The 23,778-nt window shown below is 70.7% G+C and carries 18 protein-coding genes; 6 read left to right on the top strand and 12 right to left on the bottom strand.

The features are described from left to right. Window positions 1-19: 19 nt before the first annotated feature. Both ACERMF_RS16175 and ACERMF_RS16170 read right to left on the bottom strand, forming a co-directional pair. A complete protein-coding gene (locus ACERMF_RS16175) occupies window positions 20-2,194 on the bottom strand; it encodes a biotin carboxylase N-terminal domain-containing protein (RefSeq protein WP_373670176.1) in 2,175 nt (724 codons plus the stop codon). Window positions 2,195-2,214: 20 nt separating this feature from the next. Further along, window positions 2,215-3,816, bottom strand: a complete 1,602-nt coding sequence (locus tag ACERMF_RS16170; RefSeq protein WP_373670175.1) for an acyl-CoA carboxylase subunit beta — start codon at window positions 3,814-3,816, stop codon at window positions 2,215-2,217. A 275-nt stretch (window positions 3,817-4,091) separates the two neighbouring features. Here ACERMF_RS16170 and ACERMF_RS16165 point away from each other — a divergent pair, with 275 nt between their 5' ends. After that, the gene (locus tag ACERMF_RS16165) at window positions 4,092-5,708 is read left to right on the top strand and encodes a hypothetical protein (RefSeq protein ID WP_373670174.1); all 1,617 of its coding nucleotides are present in this window, start codon (window positions 4,092-4,094) and stop codon (window positions 5,706-5,708) included. A gap of 69 nt (window positions 5,709-5,777) precedes the next feature. Here ACERMF_RS16165 and ACERMF_RS16160 read toward each other — a convergent pair whose 3' ends face one another. Beyond that, on the bottom strand, window positions 5,778-7,295 hold the full coding sequence (locus tag ACERMF_RS16160) for a S8 family serine peptidase (protein ID WP_373670173.1): 1,518 nt from the start codon (window positions 7,293-7,295) through the stop codon (window positions 5,778-5,780). A gap of 571 nt (window positions 7,296-7,866) precedes the next feature. Here ACERMF_RS16160 and ACERMF_RS16155 point away from each other — a divergent pair. Then, window positions 7,867-8,613 carry a Crp/Fnr family transcriptional regulator gene (locus tag ACERMF_RS16155; protein ID WP_373670172.1) on the top strand — a complete coding sequence of 249 codons (747 nt, stop codon included), beginning with the start codon at window positions 7,867-7,869 and terminating at the stop codon, window positions 8,611-8,613. Here the strand turns inward: ACERMF_RS16155 and ACERMF_RS16150 are convergent. After that, a complete protein-coding gene (locus ACERMF_RS16150; RefSeq protein WP_373670171.1) occupies window positions 8,601-9,182 on the bottom strand; it encodes a dTDP-4-dehydrorhamnose 3,5-epimerase family protein in 582 nt (193 codons plus the stop codon). The two genes, ACERMF_RS16155 and ACERMF_RS16150, sit on opposite strands and share 13 nt — an antisense overlap. Window positions 9,183-9,224: 42 nt before the next feature. Next, window positions 9,225-10,148, bottom strand: a complete 924-nt coding sequence (locus ACERMF_RS16145; RefSeq protein ID WP_373670170.1) for a mechanosensitive ion channel family protein — start codon at window positions 10,146-10,148, stop codon at window positions 9,225-9,227. A 347-nt stretch (window positions 10,149-10,495) separates the two neighbouring features. On the opposite strand from ACERMF_RS16145, the gene ACERMF_RS16140 reads away from it, so the two are divergent. The 3 genes from ACERMF_RS16140 to ACERMF_RS16130 all read left to right on the top strand — a co-directional run bounded on the left by ACERMF_RS16140 (window position 10,496) and on the right by ACERMF_RS16130 (window position 15,183). After that, the gene (locus tag ACERMF_RS16140; RefSeq protein WP_373670169.1) at window positions 10,496-12,412 is read left to right on the top strand and encodes a type IIA DNA topoisomerase subunit B; all 1,917 of its coding nucleotides are present in this window, start codon (window positions 10,496-10,498) and stop codon (window positions 12,410-12,412) included. After that, window positions 12,412-14,811 carry a DNA topoisomerase (ATP-hydrolyzing) subunit A gene (locus ACERMF_RS16135; RefSeq protein WP_373670212.1) on the top strand — a complete coding sequence of 800 codons (2,400 nt, stop codon included), beginning with the start codon at window positions 12,412-12,414 and terminating at the stop codon, window positions 14,809-14,811. The genes ACERMF_RS16140 and ACERMF_RS16135 overlap by 1 nt, the downstream gene beginning before the upstream one ends. Before the next feature lie 147 nt (window positions 14,812-14,958). Continuing rightward, window positions 14,959-15,183 (top strand): cold-shock protein, encoded by a 225-nt coding sequence (locus ACERMF_RS16130; RefSeq protein ID WP_373670211.1) that lies wholly within the window; start codon window positions 14,959-14,961, stop codon window positions 15,181-15,183. Here ACERMF_RS16130 and ACERMF_RS16125 read toward each other — a convergent pair. From ACERMF_RS16125 to ligD, 6 genes are all read right to left on the bottom strand, one after another. Further along, window positions 15,180-16,835 (bottom strand): MFS transporter, encoded by a 1,656-nt coding sequence (locus tag ACERMF_RS16125; RefSeq protein ID WP_373670168.1) that lies wholly within the window; start codon window positions 16,833-16,835, stop codon window positions 15,180-15,182. The genes ACERMF_RS16130 and ACERMF_RS16125 overlap by 4 nt on opposite strands. Before the next feature lie 125 nt (window positions 16,836-16,960). Next, complete coding sequence (locus tag ACERMF_RS16120; protein WP_373670167.1) at window positions 16,961-17,212, bottom strand: Rho termination factor N-terminal domain-containing protein; 252 nt, start codon at window positions 17,210-17,212, stop codon at window positions 16,961-16,963. 30 nt (window positions 17,213-17,242) lie between these two features. Then, window positions 17,243-18,391: an iron-containing redox enzyme family protein gene (locus ACERMF_RS16115; RefSeq protein WP_373670166.1), complete on the bottom strand. Its 1,149-nt coding sequence runs from the start codon at window positions 18,389-18,391 to the stop codon at window positions 17,243-17,245. A gap of 176 nt (window positions 18,392-18,567) precedes the next feature. Then, window positions 18,568-19,584 (bottom strand): DNA polymerase domain-containing protein, encoded by a 1,017-nt coding sequence (locus ACERMF_RS16110; protein ID WP_373670165.1) that lies wholly within the window; start codon window positions 19,582-19,584, stop codon window positions 18,568-18,570. Next, a complete protein-coding gene (locus tag ACERMF_RS16105) occupies window positions 19,584-20,405 on the bottom strand; it encodes a Ku protein (protein ID WP_373670164.1) in 822 nt (273 codons plus the stop codon). Before ACERMF_RS16105 ends, ACERMF_RS16110 begins: the two co-directional genes overlap by 1 nt. Before the next feature lie 75 nt (window positions 20,406-20,480). Beyond that, window positions 20,481-21,428 (bottom strand): non-homologous end-joining DNA ligase, encoded by a 948-nt coding sequence (gene ligD / locus ACERMF_RS16100; protein ID WP_373670163.1) that lies wholly within the window; start codon window positions 21,426-21,428, stop codon window positions 20,481-20,483. 66 nt (window positions 21,429-21,494) lie between these two features. On the opposite strand from ligD, the gene ACERMF_RS16095 reads away from it, so the two are divergent. Further along, window positions 21,495-22,532 (top strand): putative glycolipid-binding domain-containing protein, encoded by a 1,038-nt coding sequence (locus ACERMF_RS16095; RefSeq protein ID WP_373670162.1) that lies wholly within the window; start codon window positions 21,495-21,497, stop codon window positions 22,530-22,532. A 3-nt stretch (window positions 22,533-22,535) separates the two neighbouring features. On the opposite strand, the gene ACERMF_RS16090 is transcribed toward ACERMF_RS16095, so the two are convergent. Continuing rightward, window positions 22,536-23,741, bottom strand: coding sequence for a DUF3152 domain-containing protein (locus ACERMF_RS16090; protein WP_373670161.1), 1,206 nt, complete (start codon window positions 23,739-23,741; stop codon window positions 22,536-22,538). Window positions 23,742-23,778 lie beyond the last annotated feature (37 nt).

Below are 23,778 nucleotides of genomic sequence, written 5' to 3'. Positions count from 1 at the left end.
CGACCTCGAGGCTGGGGCTTCAGGTTGCCGCCGAGCCCTCGGGGTCGTCGGTGCCCGTGACGACGGCCAGGACCTCGTCGGCGTCGACCTGCTGGCCGGGGCTGACGTGGACGGCGTCGACGCGACCGTCGTGTTCGGCGACGACGCGGTGCTCCATCTTCATCGCCTCGATGGTGAGCAGCAGGTCGCCGCGCGAGACGTCGTCGCCGACGGCCACCGCGACGGTGGTGACGACGCCGGGCATCGGGGCGGTGGTGGTGCCGGGCTCGTCGGCGGCGTCCGCGGACGGGAACCGAGGCTGCTGGATCAGTCGCACCCAGCTGCCGTCGACCCGGACGAGCAGCCATCGGGTGTCGACGTCCGGATCGCCGTCGGCGCCGACGGTCCGCACGGTGATCCGCTGCCGACGTCCGTCGTCGTGCTCGACCTCGAGGTGGTCGGGACCGGCGCCGTGGACGAACCAGTCCGAGGCTTCGGCGTCGCGCAACGGTGCCTGCACCTGGCCCGGTGCGCCCGATGCGCCCACCAGGACGCGCCACCACCCGCCTCCCCGCGCGGCGGGCGCGGCGCGGACGGTCGCGCGCCGGTCCCGGCCCGCGCCGAACAGGCCAGGTGCCTCGAAGTCGACCTGCTGGCCGAGGCCGATCGTGTTGGAGAACCCGACCGGCACGCCGGCGGGGACCACGTCCGCCCGTGACCGGAGCACCGCGTGCAGACCGGCGGCCGCCAGTGCCGTGCTCAGCACGGCGTCCGGCGGCGCGGCCTCACGGAGCGCCGGGTCGCCGAACCGCTCGTCGAGAAAGGCGGTGGTCGTGTCGCCGGCGAGGAAGGCGTCGTCGCGCAGGACCGCGACCAGCAGGTCGCGGTTGGTGGTCGCCCACAGCGGGGTGGCGCCGAGCGCGGCCGCCAGGCGTGCCGCTGCTTCGCCGCGGGTCGGCGCGGTGGCGATCACCTTGGCCAGCAGCGGGTCGTAGTCGGGCGTGATCCGGTCGCCGGTGCGAACACCGGTGTCCCAGCGGATGCCTGGCGCACCGGCGGGCTCGAACAACGACAGTGCGCCCGGCGACGGTCGGTAGTCGGCGGCCGGCGACTCGGCGTACAGGCGGGCCTCGATCGCGTGCCCGGCCTGCATCAGCTCGTCCTGGAGGAACGGCAGCGGAGCACCGGCCGCGACCAGCAACTGCAGGCGCACGAGGTCCAGCGGTTCGTCTGCCGCGGCCGTGCGGAGGCGCACCGTCTGTTCGGTGACGGGGTGCTCGACCTGCAACCTCGTGTTGACCTCGAGGAAAGCGAACGCGTCACGTCGGTCGACGTCCTCGCCGTCACGTCGGCGCGCAAGCACGGCCTCGTCGGCGACGAACTCCACCGTGCCGGCGTTGACGTAGCCGATCGCCCGTGCGGCAGCGACGGCTGCGTCCGTCAACGCGGCTCTCACGGCGTCGTCGATCGCCGGCGACGGGGCCTCCTCGACCACCTTCTGGTGTCGGCGCTGGATCGAGCACTCGCGCTCGAACAGGTGCACCGTGGTGCCATGTACGTCGGCCAGTACCTGCACCTCGAGGTGGCGCGGACGGGCGACGAAGCGCTCCACGAAGACCCGGTCGTCGCCGAAGGCGGACGCGGCCTCGCGACGGGCGGCCGCCACCGCCTCGACAAGGGCGGCCGGGTCCGCGACCACCCGCATGCCCTTGCCGCCACCGCCCGCGGCCGCCTTGACCATCAGCGGATAGCCGACCTCTGCGGCCCGGCCGGCCACCTCGGTGTCGTCGAGGTCGGCGGGCAGTTCGGCGCCGGGCAGGACCGGGACGCCGGCGGCGGCCAGGCGGCGTTTCGCCTCGAGCTTGTCGCCCATCGCGGCGATCACGTCCGGTGGGGGGCCGATCCAGGTCAGACCCGCGGCGACCACGGCACGAGCGAAGTCCGCGTTCTCGGACAGGAAGCCGTAGCCCGGGTGGACGGCGTCGGCACCGGTCTTCTCCGCGGCCGCCAGCAGCAGGTCGGCGCGCAGGTAGCTGTCGGCGGGGCGGGTTCCGCCGATGCGGACGGCCTCGTCGCAGACCTCGACGTGGAGGGCACGGGTGTCGGCATCGGAGTACACCGCGACCGTGGCTGTGCCCATGGCACGGCAGGTGCGGGCGACTCGCACCGCGATCTCGCCGCGGTTGGCGATGAGCACCTTGCGGGGAAGGCGCACCGGTTCCCTCGACAGGCCGCTCACATCCGGAACACGCCGTAGCCGGTGGCGCCACGGACCTCGGCGGAGTGCACCGCCGACAGGGCGAGCCCGAGGACGTGGCGGGTGTCGCGAGGGTCGATGACGCCGTCGTCCCAACCCTGACCGGTCGCGAACAGGGCGTTGGACTCCTCCTCGATCTGCTCCTCGACCATGCGGCGGACCGAGGCGTCCTGGGCGTCGTCCCAGGTCTCACCCCGGTTCTCCGCCGCCGACCTCGCCACGATCGACAGCACGCCCGCGAGCTGTTGTGGGCCCATCACGGCGATGTGGTGGTTGGGCCAGGTGAACAGCATCCGCGGGTCGTAGGCGCGGCCGCACATGCCGTAGTTGCCGGCCCCGTACGAGGCGCCCGTCATGAGCGTCAGGTGCGGCACCTCGGAGTTGGTGACGGCGTTGATGAGCTTCGCACCATCCTTGATGATGCCGGCCTGCTCGTAGTGGGTGCCGACCATGAAGCCGGTGATGTTCTGCAGGAACAGCAGTGGGACCGGGATGCGGTTGCAGAGCTGGATGAACTGCGCCCCCTTCTCGGCCTCGGCGTTGAAGAGCACGCCGTTGTTGGCGAGCACGCCGATCGGGTAGCCGTGGACGGAGGCCCAGCCGGTGACGAGGTTGGGGCCGTACGAGCGCTTGAACTCCTCGAAGCGGGAGCCGTCGACCACCCGGGCGAGCACCTCGCGGCTGTCGAACGGCTCGCGCAGGTCGGCCGAGGCGATGCCCAGGAGTTCCTCGGGATCGTGCAGCGGTTCGTCGGCCGGCTCGGACGGTGGTGGGCCGACCTTGCGCCAGCGCAGGTGGCCGACGATGCGGCGGGCGGTGAGGATGGCGTCGTGTTCGTCGTCGGCGAGGTAGTCGGCGAGCCCGGAGACCTTCGCGTGCATGACGGCGCCGCCGAGCTCTTCCTCGTCGGCCTCCTCCCCCGTCGCCATCCTGACCAGCGGTGGGCCGCCGAGGAACACCTTGGAGCGGTCGCGGACGAGGACGGTGTAGTCGCTCATGCCGGGCACGTACGCGCCGCCGGCGGTCGAGGAGCCGAACACCACCGAGATGGTGGGAATCCCGGCCTTCGAAAGCGCGGTCAGGTCGTGGAAGGTCCGGCCGCCGCGGACGAAGATGTCCTTCTGGGTGCGCAGGTCGGCGCCCGCGGACTCGGTCAGGTTGATCACGGGCAGGCGGTTCTCGGCCGCGATCTGCAAGCCCCGCAATGCCTTGGTGACCGAGTACGGGTTGGACGCGCCACCCTTCACGGTGGGATCGGGGCCGGTGACGAGGCACTCCACCCCGGACACGACACCGATGCCCTGCACCAGCGAGCCACCGACGTGGAAGTCACTGCCCCACCCGATCAGCGGCTGCAGTTCGAGGAACGGGCTCCCCGGATCGAACAGCAGGGCGATCCGTTCCTGGATTGTGAGCTTGCCGCGTGACCGGTGGCGGGCCAGTTTGTGCCCTCCCCCGCCGGCGACCGCATCCGCGAGTGCAGTGTCGATCTTCGCGAGCGTGGCGAGGTTGGTATCACGGTTGCGGCTGAAGCCATTGCTCTGCGAGTCGACACGCGAGTCGAGTACATCGCCCGGCACGGCTGCCTCCCGGTCATGCCTTGCAACGAGCGGGAACGATAGCCCACGAAACGTTCCACGACGCCCGTGAGAGGTGCCGCTTTCCGAGGCGGGGCGCATCTCTCCGCGTCGATGTGGGTACCGCCTGATGCAAACGTGCGAGACGACACATCCACACGTCGTCCCGCGACGTGGCCCCTTTGGCGCGGACCGCGGATCATCGCATGGGGCGGGCCACGGGGGTCACGCTCACTTGCGGCATCTGGGGCGCGAGTCAGAACAGATAGGGGAGACGTATGAGACGAACACTCACGCTCATCAGCGTTCTCGCGTTGATGATGAGCATGCTGGCTATACCAGCGGCCATGGCGACACCCGACAATCATGGGACGACTGGCAAGGTCACGCTGTGTCATGCGACCCACTCTACGTCGAACCCGTACGTGGTCATCACGATTGACCCGGCCGCGATCTTCCGGCAGGGGCATGACGGGCACCATGGAGCCGGCCAAACCTTCTTCGACATCGATCCCACACCGGGCCCTGGCGATCGTGCCGAATGGGACGACATCATCCCGGCCTTCGACTACACCTACCGCGAAGGGAACCAGACGGTTTCGGGCAGCTATCCAGGCATGCACTGGGGGGACGGGCCGCTCTGGAACGACGACCCAGACGCTGCCCGCGAGCACCTGCTCAGCCGGTGCTTCCCTGAAGGCGAGCCACCGTTCGTGCCCGAAGGCAACGTGAGTGTGGAGAAGACCGCATCCACGCGCTTCACCCGGACGCACGACTGGTCGATCGACAAGTCCGTCGACCCGGAGACCCTGCGCCTCTACTTGTCGGGTGACGACTCCACCGGGACCGCCACGTGGGACGTCGACGTGACCTACGAGGGGTTCGAGGACGGCGGCTACACCGTTTACGGCACGATCGAGGTCTCCAACGGCGGTAACACCGATGCCCGCATCGACTCGGTCGATGATGGCCTCGACGGGGCTGACGTCGAGTGCGAGGTCGATCTGGCCGGTGGTCATGTTCTCGAGCCGGGTGACGCTTTCGAATGCACGTACGAGGTCGAGGTCGCCGATGGCTCGGCCGGCACGAATACGGCGACCGCCTCCGGCGACTACCTGTTCTCGGCTGTCGATCCGGAGCTGGACGACGAGCCGTTCGAGAGCACCGGTTCAGCGAACTACTCATTCGGCACCGACCCCGACGACGAGGTCAACGCGTGCGTGACGGTGACGGACACCAACGCGGGCTTCGGGCTGAAGTACGACTCCGACGACTCGACCCTGTGTGCCGTCGACTTCACGGAGGGCATGTCCGAGTCCTTCACGTACTCGGAAACCTTCGACCGCAGCGACTACCCGACTCGGGGCGACGCCTGCGTCGGCGACGAGATCATCAATGAGGCCGAAGTGGTAGGCGACGAGGAAGTGGTGCTCGACTTCGCCACCGCGACGCTGACGATCGAGGTCCAGTGCGAGGTGTTCGCGGGCGAGACCGCGACGGGCTTCGGTCCGGAGTGGCGTCGGACCAAGGGCGCACCCAACAACTGGTTCATGTACACCACGTGGGCTGACATCGCTGATGGCGGCGCTGACCTGATCGCTGGTCAGCACCACAACATCGGCACCGTGACGGGCACGCGGAACGGCACGACGACCCTGAACTTCACACTCACCGACGGGTGGGAGCTGGCAGGCGTCACCAACAATGTCAAGATCCACCCGTTCGCCTGCCCGAGTAACCCCAGCACGTTCAAGTACGTCCAACCGGGACAGTTCTCGTCGAAGACGACCGTCAGTTCGACGCAGACTTCGTTCTCGGTGACCGGCTTGACGAACACCACCTGCTACGGCATCCACCTGGATGTCGGACGCTGGGTCCCTGACCCGACCTTCTAGCAGGACAAGGTCGCACGAGACAGCGCTGGGGCCCGCACCGAATCTCGGTGCGGGCCCTCGCTTTGACGCTTACCAGCTCGCGGTCACCAGCTTCGAGCAGCTGGACAGGTCGCAGACCTGGTAGGTGATCGTCGTGCTGCCGCGCTGGCCGGTGGCGTGCTGGTACGAGCCGCTGTTCGGTACCGAGGTGGCACGACCGTCGATCCGCAGTTCGACGCGCGAGCCATTCGCGGCCGACCAGCGAACACTCGCCGTGTTGAGCCCCTTCTGCTTCGACGTGCTCACCAGCAGGCTGATCGTCGGCTCCGGTTCGGGGTCCGGCGCGGGAGCGGGAGCTGGCGAGGGCTCCGGCGTGGGAGCGGGGGCTGGCTCCGGCGCTGGATCGGGTTCCGGGTCCGGCGCTGGTGCCTTGGGCGCCGTCGAGGCCCCGAGGAGGTCCAACGCGGCCTTCGCGTCGATCCGGCCGTAGCGAACGGCGCTCAGCGGGGCGGAACCGTCCTGCAGCGCGGTCCGGGCCGCGGCAGCGCTTGCTCCGGCCGAGCGGAGCAGACCGAGCACTCCTGCGACCGCCGGCGTGGCCGACGAGGTTCCGCCGTACAGGAAGACGGCGCCGTCCTTGTTGAGGGTGCGGTTCTGGCCGGGTGCGGCCACGTCCACCCACGAGCCGAAGTTGGACCAGCTGTAGAGCTCGTCGGAGCTCATCGTTCCCGCCACCGCGATCACTTCGGGATACGCGGCTGGGTAGCGGACGATGCTGTCGCCCTGGTTGCCGGCAGCTGCCACCAATGAGACGTTCCGATCGCGGGCGTAGCGGACCGCGTCGAGCACCGTGGTCGTCCCGCTCGCGCCGCTGAGGCTCATGGAGATGACGTCGGCGCCGTTGTCGGTCGCCCAGACGATGCCGCGGGCGAGGTCGGACATGGTGCCCGAGCTCTCCATGACCTTGACGGGCAGGATGGCGCAGTCCCAGCAGTAGCCGGCCACACCGATGCCGTTGTTGGTGCTGGCCGAGGCGACGCCTGCCGACATCGTGCCGTGACCGTTGCTGTCGGTCGTGTCGCTGGTCCCGGTCATCACGTTGCGCCCGGGAAGCAGTTTGCCCTTCAGGTCGGCGACCGGGGCCACCCCGGTGTCGAGGACGGCGATGACCGTGTCGCGCACGCCGGTGGTGACGGCCCAGGCCTGCGGCGCGTTCACCTTGACCGGCCCCCACTGCCGGTACCACTCCGGGTCGTTGGGCGCAACGGTCTCGGCCTCAACGGCCGCGTCAAGCTCGGCATAGGCGACCCGCGGCGTGCGCTGCAGGGCAGCGAGCGCACGTGGTGACGCCTTGGCCGGAACGGCGAGCACGTCGACGCCCAACGGGTCGATGGCACCGATCTTCTTCGCACCGACTGCCGAACGGGCGGCCGCCTTGGCATGATCGGGTGTGCCCTTCTCCCACTTGACCAGGATCCGGTCGGGGATCCGCCCGGTGTCACTGGCGGCCGCCGGTGCGGCGGCGGTGGAGAACGGCAGCAGCGACGCGATGAGCAGCAGCGTCAGCAGGGCGTGGAGCGGGGCGCGACGCGCGCGGGATTCGGTCATGGCGGAAGCAACCTCGTCGATCGGGAGCCGGCACCCCATGTGCGGGCAGGCGCCCCTGCCGGCTTCACTCAGACATCGGTCGTGGATCGCAGACGCTCGACACGCCATGCCGTGGCCGCGCAATCGCTCAAGGCGCGGCCCGGAAGTGCCGATGGCGGCCGCCTCCGCGCCGTGTGCCCCCTCTGTCGGCGACGACACAGATCGGGTGTGTCACGCGACGTGGTAGCCGCCGAGACCGACGCGCAGCATGGCGAGAGCACGACCGGCCAAGCTTCGGGCAACGCGCTGACCGACCCAGATCTCGCCGCCGGGGATCCTCGGCGCGAGCCCGGGCACCCGCGGGTCCCCATCCCGACGGGTGCCCGGCGGCGCCGATCGGACCGCCACTGGGCCGAATGGGCTGGCCCGGTCGCGCGCCAATTGCACCATTGCGGTCGCATATGGCCCGATTGCCCAAAAATCCCACGTTGAAGCGCTGCTGAAGGCAGGCTCGACCATCGTTTCAACGGCGGACGCAGGGGCAAGCGTGCGAGACGTCAACGCCGGGGGCCGGGCCTCCGTTCACGATGCCGTGTCAGCGGCACGCGCCTCCTCCTTATTGGGGGCGCTCGGGGGTGACGATCTCTCTGCCGTGCTCGGCGCGGCCAGGGTCGTCCGACACGTACGGCGCGAGGTGGTGCTCCGTCGCGCCGACGATGCGGCGCTGGTGGTTCTCCGCGGCGCCGCCAAGGAGCACCGCACCAACCTCGACGGCCTCCAGGTTCTGACCAACGTCCTGGGCCCGGGCGATGTCGGAGGACTGACGACGGCGCTGGGCTACCCGGGCGGAAACGACGTCACGGCGCTCGAACGCTTCGAAGGACTCGTGCTGCGGGGACGCGACCTGCGTGACCTCGCCGCTTCACGCCCACCCGTCGCACAGGCGTGTTTGCGCACGGTCACCGAACAGTACGCCGACCTCCACGAGCGTTCCGTGGCCTTCGCGGGCACGTCAACGACCCGACGGATCGTGCACCGGCTGCTGGAGCTGGCAACCCGGTGGGGGCAGCCGGTCGACGGCGTGGTGATGGTTCGGCTACACCTGACCCAGGAGGAACTGGCGTCGTGGGCCGGTGTCTCGCGGGAGTCGCTGGCCAAGGTGCTCGGCGAGCTGCGACGCGCCCACATCCTCCACACGGGCCGGCGCGAGCTCATCATCCGTGACCTGTCGGCGCTGCAGGCACGGCAGCGCAGCAACGGCACGGCGGCCTCGGTCATCGACGTCCTGCTCGCCGACGCCGGTAGCGACGAGCCACGCACCGCTGGTCAGCGCCGCTGATCGGACGTGCCGTCACGCCAGCGCGGGTGATGCGGGAACCGCTGTCGCAGCGTCGGGTTGGCGCGGTCAGCCGCCGACACCGCTGGAACCTCGATGCCCCAGTCGACGGCGAGGTCGGGATCGTCCCAGGCAACCGCGCGTTTGTCGGCCGTCGCCGCCCATTCGCGGCTGACCTCGTAGACGTAGTCGGCTGGTTCGTCGCCGCGCACGCCATAGGCGTTGGCGAGTCCTTCGGCCACGAACAGCGCGGCCTGCTCCCCCGGGTGGTCGCCGAGCAGGAAGGTCGCCACCTCACCGAAGGTGCCATGATCCGGCCGGATGTCGGCGACGGCCGCCAGCACCGTGCCGCGGGTGACGTGGACCAGCTTGTCCCAGGGCTCGGCGTGGAAGCCGCGGATCACGCCCGGCGCACTTCGGGCATGGTTGCCCTGACGCAGTCGCACCTCGCGGCCGAGGGCATCCTCGAGTTCGCCGAGCTGGAAGGCCTGGCGGAAGAATCCGCGCTCGTCCGTCGCGGGCTCGAAGCGCAGCACGAGCAGACCCTCGATGGCGGTCCGTTGCACGGGCACGAGCGGCGCTCCTGGGCGAACGTGCGTTGCCGTGCGGGCACGCTACTCGGGCGGCTCGGTGCTCCGGCCCCACTCCAGCGTGCGGATGGGCCACGGGATGGTCATGCCCTCGGCCTCGACGGCCGACTTGCAGGCGCGCAGGACGCGGTCGCGTGCGAAGCGGACCTCCTTCATCTGTGGCCGCGACCAGAAGCTGACCTCGAAGTCGACGCTGGAGTCGCCGAGTTCCGTGCACAGCACCTCGGGTTCGGGTACGGGCAGCACACCCTCGACGCCGCGAACCGCCTCGAGCAGTACCTCGCGGGCTCGGTCGTGGTCGTCGCGATAGTCGACGCCGATCGTGATACGGGTGCGCCGGCGACCGAGGCGGGTGAGGTTCACGATCGGCTCGGTGAACACCATCGCGTTGGGGATCAGCACGACCTGGTCGTCGAAGTCGCGGATGCGCGTCACACGCAGGTCGATGTCCTCGACCGTGCCCATGAACTCGTTGGACTCGATCTGGTCGCCGCGCCGGAACGGCTTTCTGATCAGGATGAGGACGCCGGCGACGAAGTTCTCCAGGATGTTCTGCAGTGCGAACGCCAGCGCCAGGCCGGCCAGCCCGAGACCCGCCAGCACCGCGCCGATCTGCACGCCGGCCACGCTCAGGGCGTACAGCGTCACCAACAGCACCAGCACGACCCGCGCGAGCTGGATCGCCAGCCCCTGCACCGTCCGGTCGGCGCGCCGGCTCTGCAGGGCACGTTCGACGCCGCGCAGCACCCACCGCACCAGCAGCAGGCCGGCGAAGAACAGCACCAGGGCCAGCGCGATCAGCGGCAACCGCGCCACGAAGCCTTCCGCCAGCGCCTGGAGCGAATCGCTCAGCAGTTCGACGAGCTCGTCCCAACTGCCGGGCGGATCGACGTCTTCGAGGATGACGGTCTCGCCGCCACCCTCGTCCTCCGGCGTCCCGTCCTCCACCGCTTCCGGCCTCCCCACTCGACACCCGTGCCGCTCGACGTGCGCGGGTGTCTGGGCGCGTGCGCGCGCTCGCGAAGCTAGCTGCTGGCGCCCGATCACGACCGGCCCGACCGACCGGCCGGCCGGTCCCATCGAAGGGGAGGCGACACGTTTGCCACCGCGGCCGGCAGCGGGTGCTCGGCCGTGTCGCGGCCGTGCCGTACCGTGGCCTACGACGGTCAGGACGGCCCGGTCGCCGCCTTCGGGATCGCCACTACGGCACCCGGGCGGGGACGGCGCGCGCCGATGCCGGACCGGCGCCAACTCGCCCGCGCGTCTCGCGCACCGACCACTGAGGGCACCACCACGTGACGGAGTACAGCGCTCAGAGCATCAGCGTCCTGAAGGGCCTCGAGGGCGTGCGCAAGCGGCCCGCGATGTACATCGGCTCGACCGACGTGCGCGGACTGCACCACCTGGTGTGGGAGGTCGTGGACAACGCCGTCGACGAACACCTCGCCGGTCACGCGAAGAAGATCGCCGTACGCATCCTCGAGGACGGCGGCATCGAGGTGTCCGACGATGGACGCGGCATCCCGATCGACAAGCACCCGACCGAGAAAGTGCCGGCCGTCGAACTGGCGCTCACCACCCTGCACGCCGGCGGCAAGTTCGACCGACAGGCGTACGCGGTCTCCGGCGGCCTGCACGGCGTCGGTGTCTCGGTCGTCAACGCCCTGGCTACCCGCACCGAGGTCGAGGTGGTCCGGGGCGGCAGCCGCCACACGATCGCGTTCTCCCGGGGCGAGAAGACCCAAGACCTCGAGAAGGCGGGCAAGGCCAAGGGTTCGGGCACGCTGGTGCGGTTCTGGGCCGACCCCGACATCTTCGAGACCACGACCCTCGACTACGACCGCATCGGCGAGCGCCTGCGCGAGACCGCGCTGCTCAACCCCGGCCTCGAGATCATGCTGGCCGACGACCGCGACGGCCGCTCGCAGACGCTGAAGTTCAAGCACGGACTGACCGACTTCGTCGGCGAACTCCTGCGCGGCAAGGACCCATTGGTCGCACCCATCGAGGTGCACGACCAGCGTGACTTCGAGGGCAACCCGGTCGCCATCGACCTCGCCTTCACCTGGTCCGATGCGTTCCACGACGACCGCCTGCGCAGCTACGTCAACATCGTGCGCACCGCCGACGGCGGCACCCACGAGGAGGGGTTCCGTCGGGCACTGACCACGACGCTCAACAAGTTCGGCCGTGACTCGGGCGCCCTGCTCAAGAAGGACCCCAACCTCACCGGCGACGACATCCGCGAGGGCCTCGTCGCGGTCATCTCCATCAAGCTGCCCGACCCGCAGTTCGAGGGCCAGACCAAGGGACGGCTCGGCTCGACCCTGGCGCGCGGCTACGTCGAACAGGTCGTCGCCGAGGAACTCGCGGCGTGGCTGGTCAAGCACAAGGCTAAGGGCAAGCAGATCATCAAGCGGGCCGCGGTCGCCGCCAAGGCGCGCCAGGCTGCCAAGGCCGCCCGCGAGCTCACCCGGCGCAAGGGCCTGCTCGACACCCAGTCGGCCGGGCTGCCCGGCAAGCTGGCCGACTGCACCAGCCGTGACCCGTCGGAGACCGAGCTCTACATCGTCGAGGGCGACTCCGCCGGCGGCTCGTCGAAGTCGGCCCGCGACCGCCACACCCAGGCGATCCTGCCGTTGCGCGGCAAGGTGCTCAACGTCGAGAAGGCGCAGCTGAACAAGGTGCTGGAGAACGCCGAGATCCAGGCCCTGGTGAAGGCGATCGGGACCGGTGTCGGCGAGGGCTACGACCACGACCGGTTGCGGTACGACAAGATCGTGCTGATGGCCGACGCCGACGTCGACGGCGGGCACATCACCACCCTGCTGCTCACCTTCTTCTACCGGCTCACCCCGAAGCTGATCGAGAAGGGCCACCTCTACCTCGCCCAGCCCCCGCTGTACCAGCTGCGCAAGGGCTCCAAGGTGGCGTACGCCATGAGCGACAAGGAGCGCGACACGCTGCTGCGCACCGAGTTCAAGCGCAACAGCAACGTCGAGGTGCAGCGCTTCAAGGGGCTCGGTGAGATGGACGCCGAGCAGCTGTGGGCCACCACGATGGACCCGGGCCGCCGCACGCTGCTGCGGATCAACATCGAGGAAGCGGCCCGCGCCGACGAGCTGTTCGTCCTGCTCATGGGCAACCAGACCGACCCCCGCCGCGACTGGATCGTGACCAACGCGAAGTTCGCCGAGAACGTGGACGTGTGATGCCGACCGAATCGACGCTCAGCGCCGGCCAGATCCTCGACGTCAGCCTCGAGTCGAGGATGGAACAGTCGTTCCTCGACTACTCGATGTCGGTCATCGTCGGGCGCGCCCTCCCCGACGTCCGCGACGGCCTCAAGCCGGTGCAGCGCCGGATCCTGTACTCGATGTACGAGTCCGGCCTGCACCCCGACCGGCCCTACCGCAAGTGCGCGTCCGCGGTCGGCGAGGTCATGAAGACCTACCACCCGCATGGCGACAGCTCCATCTACGACGCGCTCGTGCGCATGGCCCAGGACTTCTCCACCCGCGAGCCGCTCGTCGACGGGCACGGCAACTTCGGATCGGTCGACGGCGACCCGCCGGCGGCGATGCGCTACACCGAGGCGCGCCTGTCGCCGTTGGCAATGGAACTGCTCGCCGGCATCGACGAGGAGACGGTCGACTTCGTCGACAACTACGACGGCTACGACACCGAACCGTTGGTGCTGCCGTCCCGCTTTCCGAACCTGCTGGTCAACGGTGCGTCCGGCATCGCGGTCGGCATGGCCACCAACATCCCGCCGCACAACCTCGGCGAGGTCATCGACGCCTGCCTGACCCTGCTCGACAAGCCCGATGCCGACCTCGAACGGCTGATGCGCCACGTCCCGGCGCCCGATTTCCCGACCGGCGCCCGCATCATCGAGGGCGGCGGCATCCACGACGCCTACGTCTCCGGGCGCGGCGCGGTCACGGTGGAGGCGGTCGCCAGCACCGAGACCCGCACCGGCAACCTGCCGCGCATCGTCGTCACCGAGATCCCCTACCAGGTCAACAAGTCGGCGCTGCTGCAACGGATCGCCGACCTGGTCAGCAACCGCAAGATCGACGCCATCCGCGACCTGCGCGACGAGTCCTCGCGCGACGGCATGCGCATCGTCATCGAACTCAAGCGCGGCGAGGACCCCTCCGCGGTGCTCGAGAAGCTGTACCGCACCACCGAGTTGCGCACGAACTTCAACGTCAACCTGGTCGCGCTGGTCGACGGCGCCCCGCGCACCCTCGGCCTGCTCGAGTGCCTGCGCCACTACCTCGCCCACCAGCGCCAGGTCCTCACCCGACGCACCGAGCACCGCCTGCGCAAGGCCCAGGCCCGCGCCCACGTCGTCGAAGGCCTGCTGCTCGCCCTCGACCACCTCGACGAGGTCATCGCCCTCATCCGAGGCAGCGAGTCGGCGGCACACGCCCGCACCGGCCTGATCGAACGCTTCGCGATGAGCGAGATCCAGGCCCAGGCGGTCCTCGACATGCAGCTGCGACGGCTGGCCGCGCTGGAGCGCGCCGCGCTCGAGGACGAGTACCAGGAACTGCAGGACCGCATCGGCGAACTGCAGACCATCCTCGGCGACGACGCCGTCCTGGACCAGCTGCTCGGCGAGGAACTGCGCGAGATCAAGCGGGTACACGCCACCCCGCGCCGTTCGCGGCTGGTCGGCGCGGGCATCAGCGCCGAAGACGTGCTCGCCGGCGGCTCGCAGGCCGGCTTCGAGGCACAGGAGGTGACCGTGATGGTCACCCGCGGCGGCTACCTCAAGCCGCTGGCGCGTCGTCGCGCGACCCCGGCGCACAAGCACACCCACGACCCGCTCGTCGCCGTGCTGCGCTGCACCACCGACGACACCCTGCTGCTGGTCGACGAGGCGGGCACCGGCTACCGCGTCGGTGTCGCCGACGTGCCGGTCGTGAAGGCCAGCCAGCGCGGCACCCACGTCGGTGGCCTGCTCGGCGGCGGACCGGACGCCAAGCTCGCCGGTGCCGTGGTGCTGTCCGACGATCCGACGCTGACGGTCGTGACGGCCTCGGCCGCGGGACAGGTCAAGCGGACCGCGATGGTTGAGTTCGCCGAGGCCCGTCAACGGTCGCTGCAGGCCAGCGGCGTGAAGGCCGGCGACCGCATCGTCGGCGCAGCGGTGTGCCGCGACGGCGACCACCTGCTGCTGGCCCACTCCGCCGGCAACGTCACGCGCTTCACCGCCGACGAGGTCCGGCCCATGGGGCGCACCGCCGCCGGCGTGGCCGGGATGAACGTGCCGAAGGACGCCGACGTGGTGGCCCTGACGGTCGTCGACGGTGGCAGCGACGACGGCGAGGTGGTGACCGTCGCCGGTGACGGGACCGCCAAGCGCTCTCCGCTGGCCGACTACCCCGTCAAGGGACGGGGCGGCAAGGGCCTGATGACGGGCGCCTCCCCGCTGTTGTGGTGCGGAGTCGCCACCGACCTGCACGTGCACGGCGAGGAACCGACCGTGCTCCGCGCCGTCGACCTCGTCGAGGCCAGGCGGGCCGGACGTGGCGCCGCCGTCGGGAGCGGGCTCGCCGCACCGGTGGTCGCCGAACGGCTGGTTCCCGGCCCGGCCTGATCGGGCGCTCCCCGTACGGATGGCCGACTCGACCTTTAGGACTTCTGTCCCACGGTCGTAGTCTCGGTCATCGACCCGCCAGCCGTGGCTCGCCCGTGCCACCAGGAGCCCACCGTGCACCCCGACCTGCAGCAGCTCACCACCGAGATCCCCCTCGTCGAAGCCGACCTCGTCACCGGCGAGGTGCGATGGTTCAACGAGGAGAAGGGCTACGGCTTCATCGCCCCCGACGACGACGGTGACGACGTCTTCGTGCGCTACTCCTCCATCGCCGGCGAGGGCTTCAAGTGCCTCAGCGCCGGCCAGCGGGTGCAGTTCGAACGCAGCGACGACGGCCGCGGCCCCCGGGCGCTCCAGGTCCGCCTCGCCTAGTCGGCGACCTCACGCTCGTCCAGCGGGACGCTGCCATCGCTTCGGTGCGCCTCGGCGTGGATGGTGAGCAGCTGTTCGTCGATCGACGGCGCGCTCGAGTCGAGGATGTCGAGGCCCGCGAGGTGCCGGGTGATCGGGCCGTCAGCGCGGTCGAACGCGCGCGCACGGGCGAGCACGTCGGCGACCTCCTGGTCCATGCGCGCATGCTGGGCCAGGTGCTCGTCCCAGTCGTGCACCACGATGAATTCGGTGATCCGGGTCGGGCGGTCGGCGTCGCGGTACAGCGACCAGCGTTGCGCGCCGGTTCGGAAGCGCTGACGACGCAGTTCGCGCATGACCGCCATGAACTCCTCGGCGTCGTCGTGGTCGATCTCCCAGGTGTTGACGATGAGCACGGGTGAACCGGCGACGTGCTGGGCGTGACGCGGAACGTGCCAGTCGTCCGGCGCCGCCGGCTCGTCGAACTCGCCGAGCACGGGCAGGCCGAGCCGGAACGCGACGAGTCCGAGCAGCACGGTGCCGAGGTTCCAGATCGCGACCGAGACCCCCGCCCCCGTGACCTCGGCGAGCGCACCCGCGGCGAACGCCCCGACCGGTTGCAGACCGATCGCCAGCACGTAGAGGGACACGACCCGACTGCGCACCCACCTCGGCGCCAGCATCTGCACCGTCGCGTTCATCGTGACGAGGGTGAAGACCCAGCACAGCCCGTTCATGCTCAGTGCGGCGCCGGCGACGACCGGATGCGGCGCCAGTCCGAACACGACCCCCGAGACCCCGAAGGTCAGCATCGCGCCCGGCAGCATGCGGCGGCCGAACCGCACACGGGCGCGCTCGCGCGAGAGCACGCCGACCAGCGCGCCGGCGCCGAACAGGCCGTAGAGCACGCCGAACCCGGTACCGCCCAGGCCCAGTTCGGTGGAGACGACCGGGAGCAGCGACTGGATGCTCGCCGTCGTCAGCGCGAACGTCGCGCTGACCGCCAGCAGGACCCGGATCGGCCGGGTGAAACGGGCGTAGCGCACACCCATCGCGGTGGAGCGCCACAGCGTCGGGCGCGAATGGTCGGACACGGTCGCGCGTGGGAACGTCAGCAGCACCCCGACGATGGCGAGGTAGGACGCCGCGTTGGCGCCGAACGCCGTGCTGGCAAGCCCGGCCCCGACCAGCACGCCGCCCAGGGCCGGGCCGATGGCGCGGGCGACGTTGAACGCCCCGGAGTTGAGGGTGATGGCCTGGGGCATCAGGTTGCGCGGCACGAGGTCGGGGATCAGCGTCTGGAAGGCCGGCAGACCGATCGCATTGCCGACCCCGAGCAGGAACGACAGGCCGAGCAGCCACAGCGGCGTCAGCAAGCCCGTCACGCTCAGCACCGTCATGGCGGCGACCGAGATCGCGCTGGTGAACTGCCCGATCAGCATCAACGTGCGCCGGTCGACCACGTCGGCGAGCGCCCCCGCGGGCAGCGTGAGCAGCAGACGCGGCAGGGTCAGCGACGTGGTGACCAGTGCGACCAGCAGCGGCGAGCCGGTCATCTCCTGCATGACCCACGGCCCCGCCGTCAGCTGCAGGAACGTGCCCAGGTGGCTGACCAGCGCCGCGGACCAGATGCGGCGGTACTCGCGGACCCGCAGCGGCGCGAACGTCGACACGGGCGGCGCCGGCGGGGGCGTCGCTGGCCGGGGGCCGAGGTTGGTGGGGTCGGTGGTCACGATGGCCAGTCAAGCGGATGTGGCCGGACCCGCGGAACGCGGACCCGGCCACGGGGCGCTGGGGCCTACCGGTTGCGGAGTGCCTCGATGAGTTCGGACTTGTTCATGCCGGAGCGGCCCTCGACGTCGAGCTCGGCGGCCCGCTCCCGCAGGTCATCGACGGTCCAGTCGTCGTAGGAACCGCTCTGCCCGCCCTTCTGCGACGACTCGCTACCGCTGTTGGCGATCCGCGCCGCGGCCTCCTTGCTGTGGCCCTCGTCGCGCAGCGCCTCGTACTGGGCGTCGTTCTTCACGGACGGTCCATGGTCCTTGGCCATGCTCTGCTCCTCGTGTTGCGGAAGAGGTCGTCACGCCCCGGCGCGCACCCGGGGGTCGTCGGCCGGGACGTGGAGGATGTCCTGGCCGGGTGCGGGGCCGGTGACGCCGAGTTCGCCGAGCAACGACGACTCGCCGCGGTCCCAGGCGTCCAGGACCCGCTCGGTCAGCTTGCCCTCGAGCTTGCACAACGCCAGGGCACCGAAGACCACTTCCTGCAACCGGCGCGGTTCCTGCTCGACCAGCCCGCCGGCCAGGTCGGTGGCGGCCACGGTCTGGTGGTGGGCATCGGCGACCACGTGGGTGTCGAAGAACAGGCAGGTCCACGGGTCGAAGTGCAGCCGCCGCAACGCGGTGGCGAAGCGTGCCATCGTGGTGACCGACGACATCTCGAACACGGCGAGGTGGCCGATCACGGCGCCGAGCCAGCGACGGTGCAGGCCGAACATGGACACGAGGTTGACGGTGGCCAGGGTGATGCCCGGCAGCAGGTCGATGTAGTGGTTGGGCCGCGACGACAGGCCGAGGCGTTCCATGGTGAGTGCGTACAGCTCGGCGTGGACATCCTGGTCGACCCCGTCGCCGTACTCGTCGGCCTGGATCTCGACCAGTGCGGCCTTCGGCTTGCCGCCCAACCGCGGGATGGCCCAGCTGTGCGGGTCGGCCTCCTTGAGCTGCCACGCGGTGCGGTGCACGGCCTGCTCGCGGAACTGCTGCAGGTCGCCCTCGTGCTCGATGAACTTCGAGATGGAGCGGCCGTCGCCGTCGTCGGTGGTGAGTTCCTGCAGGAAGACGGTGACGTCGTCGACCTCGGGCAGGTCCCCGACGAGTTCGACCAGTGCCGCCTCGAACCGGTCCTCGAGCTGCCCCCGCAGCCGGATGAGGTCGGGGTGCCACTCCCACCGCTCGTCGACGCCCTCGACGCCGCGGTAGTTGAGCTCGTAGACGAGGTAGAGCGCGAGATGGGTGTCGTCACCCGTCAGCGGGTCGTCGGTGGGTGCGGGCCACACCGGCAGGTCGTGCGGGGCACGAACCAGGTGCTCGACGAGGAAGCTGGTGACCGGGCCACGGGGCTCCGGCAGGGGGCAGGGAAGATGGCGTCCCGGGTGCTGCAGGGGGCGCGGGGCCCCGTCGCCCATGGGCTGGCCCGCCAGTGGCGGCGTGCTTGCGATGGCATCCAAGAGTTCGACGTCCTCCGTTGGACCGCGGTGAGCGCGTGGCTGGTCACCTGACCTGAACGGACCGTACGAAGCCGGACCCGGCAGGCGAACGCCCGCGCCGACCGGCCGACCATGGCCCCGACGGACCGCCCGCCCGTACGGGCAGCGGACCCTGTACGTCAGCTGAAGACGACAGGTCATGCCAACTGCGGCAGTTCCTGCTGCAGTTCGGCCACCGGCGCGAACAGGTCGCCGTGCCGCTGGACGCGCTCGACGACCTCGTCCATCACGAAACGCAGCTTCGCGGGATCGCCCTGATCGGCGCCGTCGGAGACCTCGTCCCAGGTCAGAGGCGTCGACACGGTCGGGCGCTCCCGGGCCCGCGGCGAGTACACGCACACCGTCGTCTTCGTGAGGGTGTTCTGGTACCAGTCGATGAGCACCTTGCCGACCCGCTCGGTCTTGGTCTGGGTCGACACGACCAGCTCGGGGTGCACCCGCTCCAGCAGCTGGGCCACCTCGCGGGAGAAGTCGCTGGTGTCGTCGTAGGTGACCGCGTCCTGGTTGATCGGTACGTACAGCTGCAGTCCCTTGCCACCGGAGGTCTTCGGCACGGCGAGCAGCCCGAGGCGGTCGAACACCTCACGCAGGTGCAGCGCGACCCGGGCGCAGGTCACGACGTCCGCCGGCAGACCGGGGTCGAGGTCGAAGACCACCGCCCGCGGGTTGCCCGGCTCGGGCGCGCGTCCCATGGTGACGTGCAGCTCCAGGGCGGCCAGATTGGCCACCCACACCAACGCCGCCGTGTCGGTGAGGTTGCAGTGGTCGACCATGTCCTCGCGCTCGCCCGGACGAAGCTTCCTCGGCTTCTCCTCCTCGGGCTTCGGCCGTCCCCATCGGCCGGTCCCCCGCTTCGGCAGGGGCGTCGTCGTCAGCCAGTCGGGCTTGTGGGGTGGACACCGCTTCTCGAAGAAGCTCTGCCCGTCGACGCCGTCGGGGTAGCGCTTGAGGGTCACCGGGCGGTCGACGAGGTGGGGCAGCATGACCGGGGCGATCGACACCAGGTAGTTGATGTAGGCCGCCTTGGTGGTGCCGTCTGGCCAGAGGACCTTGTCGAGGTTGGACACGCTCAGCTGGCGCGAGACGGTGTTTCCCTGCGCGTCGACGCCGGGCACCTGCACCGTCTGGCGCTTCGACTCGTCCTTCGGCGCCATCAGGCGGTGTCGCGCTGGCCGTCGCCCTTGTCCGACGCCGCGCCAGCTTTGGCCGCCGACAGCGACGCCTCGAGCGCCGCCATGAGGTCGACCACGTCGCCGGCCTCGCGCTCCGTCTCGGGGACGCTGGCGATGTCCTCGCCCTCGGCCTTGCGCTCGATCAACTCGAGCACGCGCTGGCGGTGCTCGTCCTCGTAGCGACTGGGGTCCCACTCGGTGGTCATGGACTCGATGAGCGAGGTCGCCATCGCGAGCTCCCGATCGGCGACCTCGACGTCGTCGGGCAAGCCGTCGAGCTGTTCCGGCGCGACCACCTCGTCGTGGTAGAGCAGCGTCGAGACGGCCAACGCCTTTCCCACCGGACGCAGCACGGCGAGGTACTGCTTGCTGCGGAGCGTGAAGCGCGCCACGCCCGCCTTGCCGGTCTCCTCCATGGCCCGGCGCAGCAGCTCGTACGACTTGCCAGACATGTCACCGGGCAGGAGGTAGTACGACGACTCGTACTGGAGCGGCTCGATGTCGGCGAGGTCGACGAAGTCCTCGATGTCGATGGCGCGCGACCGCTTGGCGTCGAGGGCCTTGAGCTCCTCCGGGTCGAGCACCACGTAACGGTCGGGCGCGATCTCGTAGCCCTTGACGATCTGGTCGTTGGTGACCTCCTCGCCGTCGGAAGCGGCCACCTTGCGGTGACGGATGCGGGAGTTGTCGCCGCGCCGGATCTCGCGGAAGCGCACCGTCTTGCTCTGCGTCGCCGTCACCAGCTTCACCGGGATGTTCACCAGCCCGAAGCTGATCGCACCGTTCCAGATCGCGCGTGGCATGCGCTGCCTCCTCGCCGTCGCACCCCGCGGGCGGAGTGCGCACGGCCGCAGCGTACTCCCGCCACGCGGTCCGCATCAGTCCTCGCGGACGACGTCCGCGGGGTCCTTGTCGTCGCGGCGGCCGAGGTAGACCGGGTGCCGCAGCCGCCCGTCGGGAGTCCATTCGGTGAAGCGCACGTCGACCACGATGCCGGGTTCGGCGAAGCGTGCGTCGCGGTGCTCGACCGCGTCGACGAACGGGCTGTGCGCACGCGGGACGATCGCCGCCTCGAGCGCCTCGATCTCACGCTCGCCCAGTCCCGACCCGACCCCCCCGGCGTACCGCAGCCCGGTGCCGTCGTTGACGCCGACGAGCAGCGAGCCGATCCGACCCGAACGGTGGCCCTTGCCCGGCCGCCAGCCGCCCACGACGACCTCCTGCCGCCGTGCCAGGCGCAACTTGACCCAGGCGCTGGAACGGACGCCGGGCCGGTACGGCGCGTCGAGCCGCTTCGCGACGACCCCTTCGAGCCCGCGCTCGGTCGCGATGGCCAGGGCCGCGTCGAGGTCGTCGGTGTCGGGCGGCACCGACCACGGCCCGCCGGCGGCGATGTCGAGATCGAGCAGGCCGGCGCGCCGCTGCTGTTGCGGCCACGCCAGGCGGTCGTCGCCGTCGTGGGAGAGCAGATCGAACAGGAGCAGGGCGACCGGACGCGTGGCGGCCGCCTGTGCCGCGCGCGCGGGATCGGCGAGGTGCATCCGCGGTTGCAGGGCCGCGAACGACGGTCGGCCCCGCTCGTCGAAGGCGACGATCTCACCGTCGAGCACGGCGGGGGAACCGACGGCGTCGGGCAGTCCGGCCAGTTCGGGATAGCGCGCGGTGATGTCGACGCCGTTCCGGCTGCGCAGTTGCAGCGAACCGTCGGCGGTGATCGCCACCAAGGCACGCACGCCGTCCCACTTGAACTCGTACCGGTGGCCCCGCCGCACGGCGTCCGGCTGACCGGGCGTCGCCAGCATCGGGCGCAGGCCGGCGAGGTCCATGCGGTCTCCTGGTGTCAGGGGCTGGCGCTAGCTTGCCGGACCGTCACGCCCCGAGGAGCGGTCACGGTGAACGACGGTCTGGTCCTGCGGGCCATCCGGGACGCCGACGGCGACCAACTGGTCCACCTCGTCGGCGCTGCCTACGCGGAGTACCCCGGCTGCGTGCTCGACCTGCCCGACCTCGACGACGACCTGCCGGTGCCGGCGACGACGGCCGCACGACGTGGCGGGCGGTGGTGGGTCGTCGAGGACGTCGGAACGATCGTGGCCAGCGTGGGGACCGGGGCACCCGACGACGACGGTCGCGTCGAGCTCAAACGGCTCTACGTCGCGGCCAGCCACCGACGCCGCGGCCTGGCCGGCCAGCTGGTGCGGCGGGTCGAGGCCCAGGCGGCCGGGATCGGCGCCTCGCACGTCGTGCTGTGGTCCGACACCCGCTTCCACGACGCCCACCGCCTCTACGAGCGGCACGGCTACGCCGACACCGGCGCCCGGCGCGACCTCGACGATCCCTCGCACACCACCGAGATCTGCTTCGAGAAGCCGGTCGCTCCGGCGGCGCCGACCCGCACCGTCGGCTGGGAGGGACCCTTCGGTGCCGAACACGTCGATTGGTACGACCTGCCGGATGGCGTCGTCTTCCGCGGGAACGTCGAACCGTCCGGTGCGGGTGGGTTGTCGGCGGCGCTGGGCTACGAGGTCGAGGTCGACGCCGCCTGGCGCACCCGCCGGGCACGTCTCGAGACCGCCGACGACGTCCGGGTCCTGCACAGCGATGGCCACGGACGCTGGTGGCGGAACGGGCAGCAGGTCACCGACCTCGAGGGTTGCCTCGACGTCGACCTCGAAGCCAGCCCCGTCACCAACACGCTGCCGTTGCGGCGCGCCCGGGGTGGCCCGGTGCGGGCCGCGTGGCTTCGTGTTCCAGGGCCGGCGATCGAGCCGCTCGAGCAGTCCTACGCCGAGGAGGGCGAGGGGCGTTGGACCTACCGCTCCGCCGGTGGTTTCGTGGGTGAGCTGGCCGTGGACGAGCACGGGCTCGTGACCAGCTACGCACAGCGGCACGCCGACGGCGCGACCTCACCGGTCTGGATCCGCGTCTGACGGTCAGGGATAGGGCCACGGGTTGGGAACGCAGCCGTAGGTCGACTTCGACAGCTGCATCATGACGGGGGCGGTTCGGCCGCGGCCCGGGCAGTCGCGGTGGCCGTGCCCCAGGCCGTGTCCGACCTCGTGGTTGACGAGATAGGTCCGGTACAGCTGCAGGTCGGCGACGTGACGGACGCCGCCGAACCAGCGGTCGGCGTTGAGCGCGGCGACCCGACCGTTCCAGCACGAGTAGATGCCGGCGGTGTTGAGCCCGGCCTGGCGGCACAACCGGTCGACGGTCGCGGGGTTGCCGAGGACGACCCGGATCCGGGCTTCGGCCGGCGAAGCGACCCGCTGCAGCCGGTGCTCGCCGCGGGCGGTCCAACCGTGTCCCGGCTCGTGCAGTGCACGCTCCACCCGGCGGGCGAAGTCGGACACGTCCTGGCGTGTCTGCAATCCATCGGCGATCTCGACGGTGTAGCGGGTGACGGTGCCGGAGCGACCGGCGACGTCGGTCGTGCCGCCGGCGACGATCCAACCCTCGGGCGAACGCGAGTACGGGGCGGGTGGCACGGTCGCGGGAGCCCGCCCGCCGGTGACGACCAGGTCGTGAGCCCGGGTCAGGATCGACGCCATCTGGTCGCGGCGCAGGACCAGCTCCGGCCGGTACTGGCCGGTGTCGACGCCGGTCACGACCCCGGCCATCGCCAGTTCGTCGATCGCCCGACGGGTCGCGGCCGGAAGTCGGTCGTCGTCGGTGAACAGGTCGCGGTCCGTCGTCGCGAGCGTCCCGGTGGCGCGCAGGGCTGCCGCCGTCATGACCGCCATCTCGGCCCGGTCGACCGGCGTCCGCCCGCGGAACTCCCCGCCACCGGGCAGGGCGCCCGCTGCGACCAGGCGACCGATCGCGTCGGCGTGGACGCTGCCGGCAAGGTCGTCGTAGGGGTCCGCCGCGGGCTCCGGCAGAGGGTGTCCGGCGGCCTCGAGGGTGCGCACGAGCAGCGAGGCGAGCTGGTCACGGCGAAGTGCCCCGCCCGGCTCGTAGGTGGTGGGGGTCCGGCCCGTGGTGATCCCCAGCAGGTGGACGCAGGTGATCGCGGGCGCGTGGACGCCGCCGACGTCGGTGAAGGGATGGTCGCCCCGTGGACAGCTCTGCGAGGTGTCCCGGCCCGGTGTCGCGGCCGCGACGGGAGCCACGGCCAGCAGCAGCGTGGTGGCCGTCACCACGGCCACCACAAGGCGTGCGAACCGACCCCTCGGT

The sequence above is a fragment of the Egicoccus sp. AB-alg6-2 genome, assembly GCF_041821025.1.
Taxonomy (GTDB): Bacteria; Actinomycetota; Nitriliruptoria; order Nitriliruptorales; family Nitriliruptoraceae; genus Egicoccus.
This window is presented reverse-complemented; position numbering and strand designations above follow the sequence as displayed.

Coding starts and splice junctions, on each gene's coding strand:
- ACERMF_RS16165 (WP_373670174.1), top strand. CDS start 4,092: ATGAGACGAACACTCACGCTCATCAGCGTTCTCGCGTTGATGATGAGC.
- ACERMF_RS16120 (WP_373670167.1), bottom strand. CDS start 17,212: ATGGCCAAGGACCATGGACCGTCCGTGAAGAACGACGCCCAGTACGAG.
- ACERMF_RS16110 (WP_373670165.1), bottom strand. CDS start 19,584: ATGGCGCCGAAGGACGAGTCGAAGCGCCAGACGGTGCAGGTGCCCGGC.
- ACERMF_RS16160 (WP_373670173.1), bottom strand. CDS start 7,295: ATGACCGAATCCCGCGCGCGTCGCGCCCCGCTCCACGCCCTGCTGACG.
- ACERMF_RS16135 (WP_373670212.1), top strand. CDS start 12,412: ATGCCGACCGAATCGACGCTCAGCGCCGGCCAGATCCTCGACGTCAGC.
- ACERMF_RS16105 (WP_373670164.1), bottom strand. CDS start 20,405: ATGCCACGCGCGATCTGGAACGGTGCGATCAGCTTCGGGCTGGTGAAC.
- ligD (WP_373670163.1), bottom strand. CDS start 21,428: ATGGACCTCGCCGGCCTGCGCCCGATGCTGGCGACGCCCGGTCAGCCG.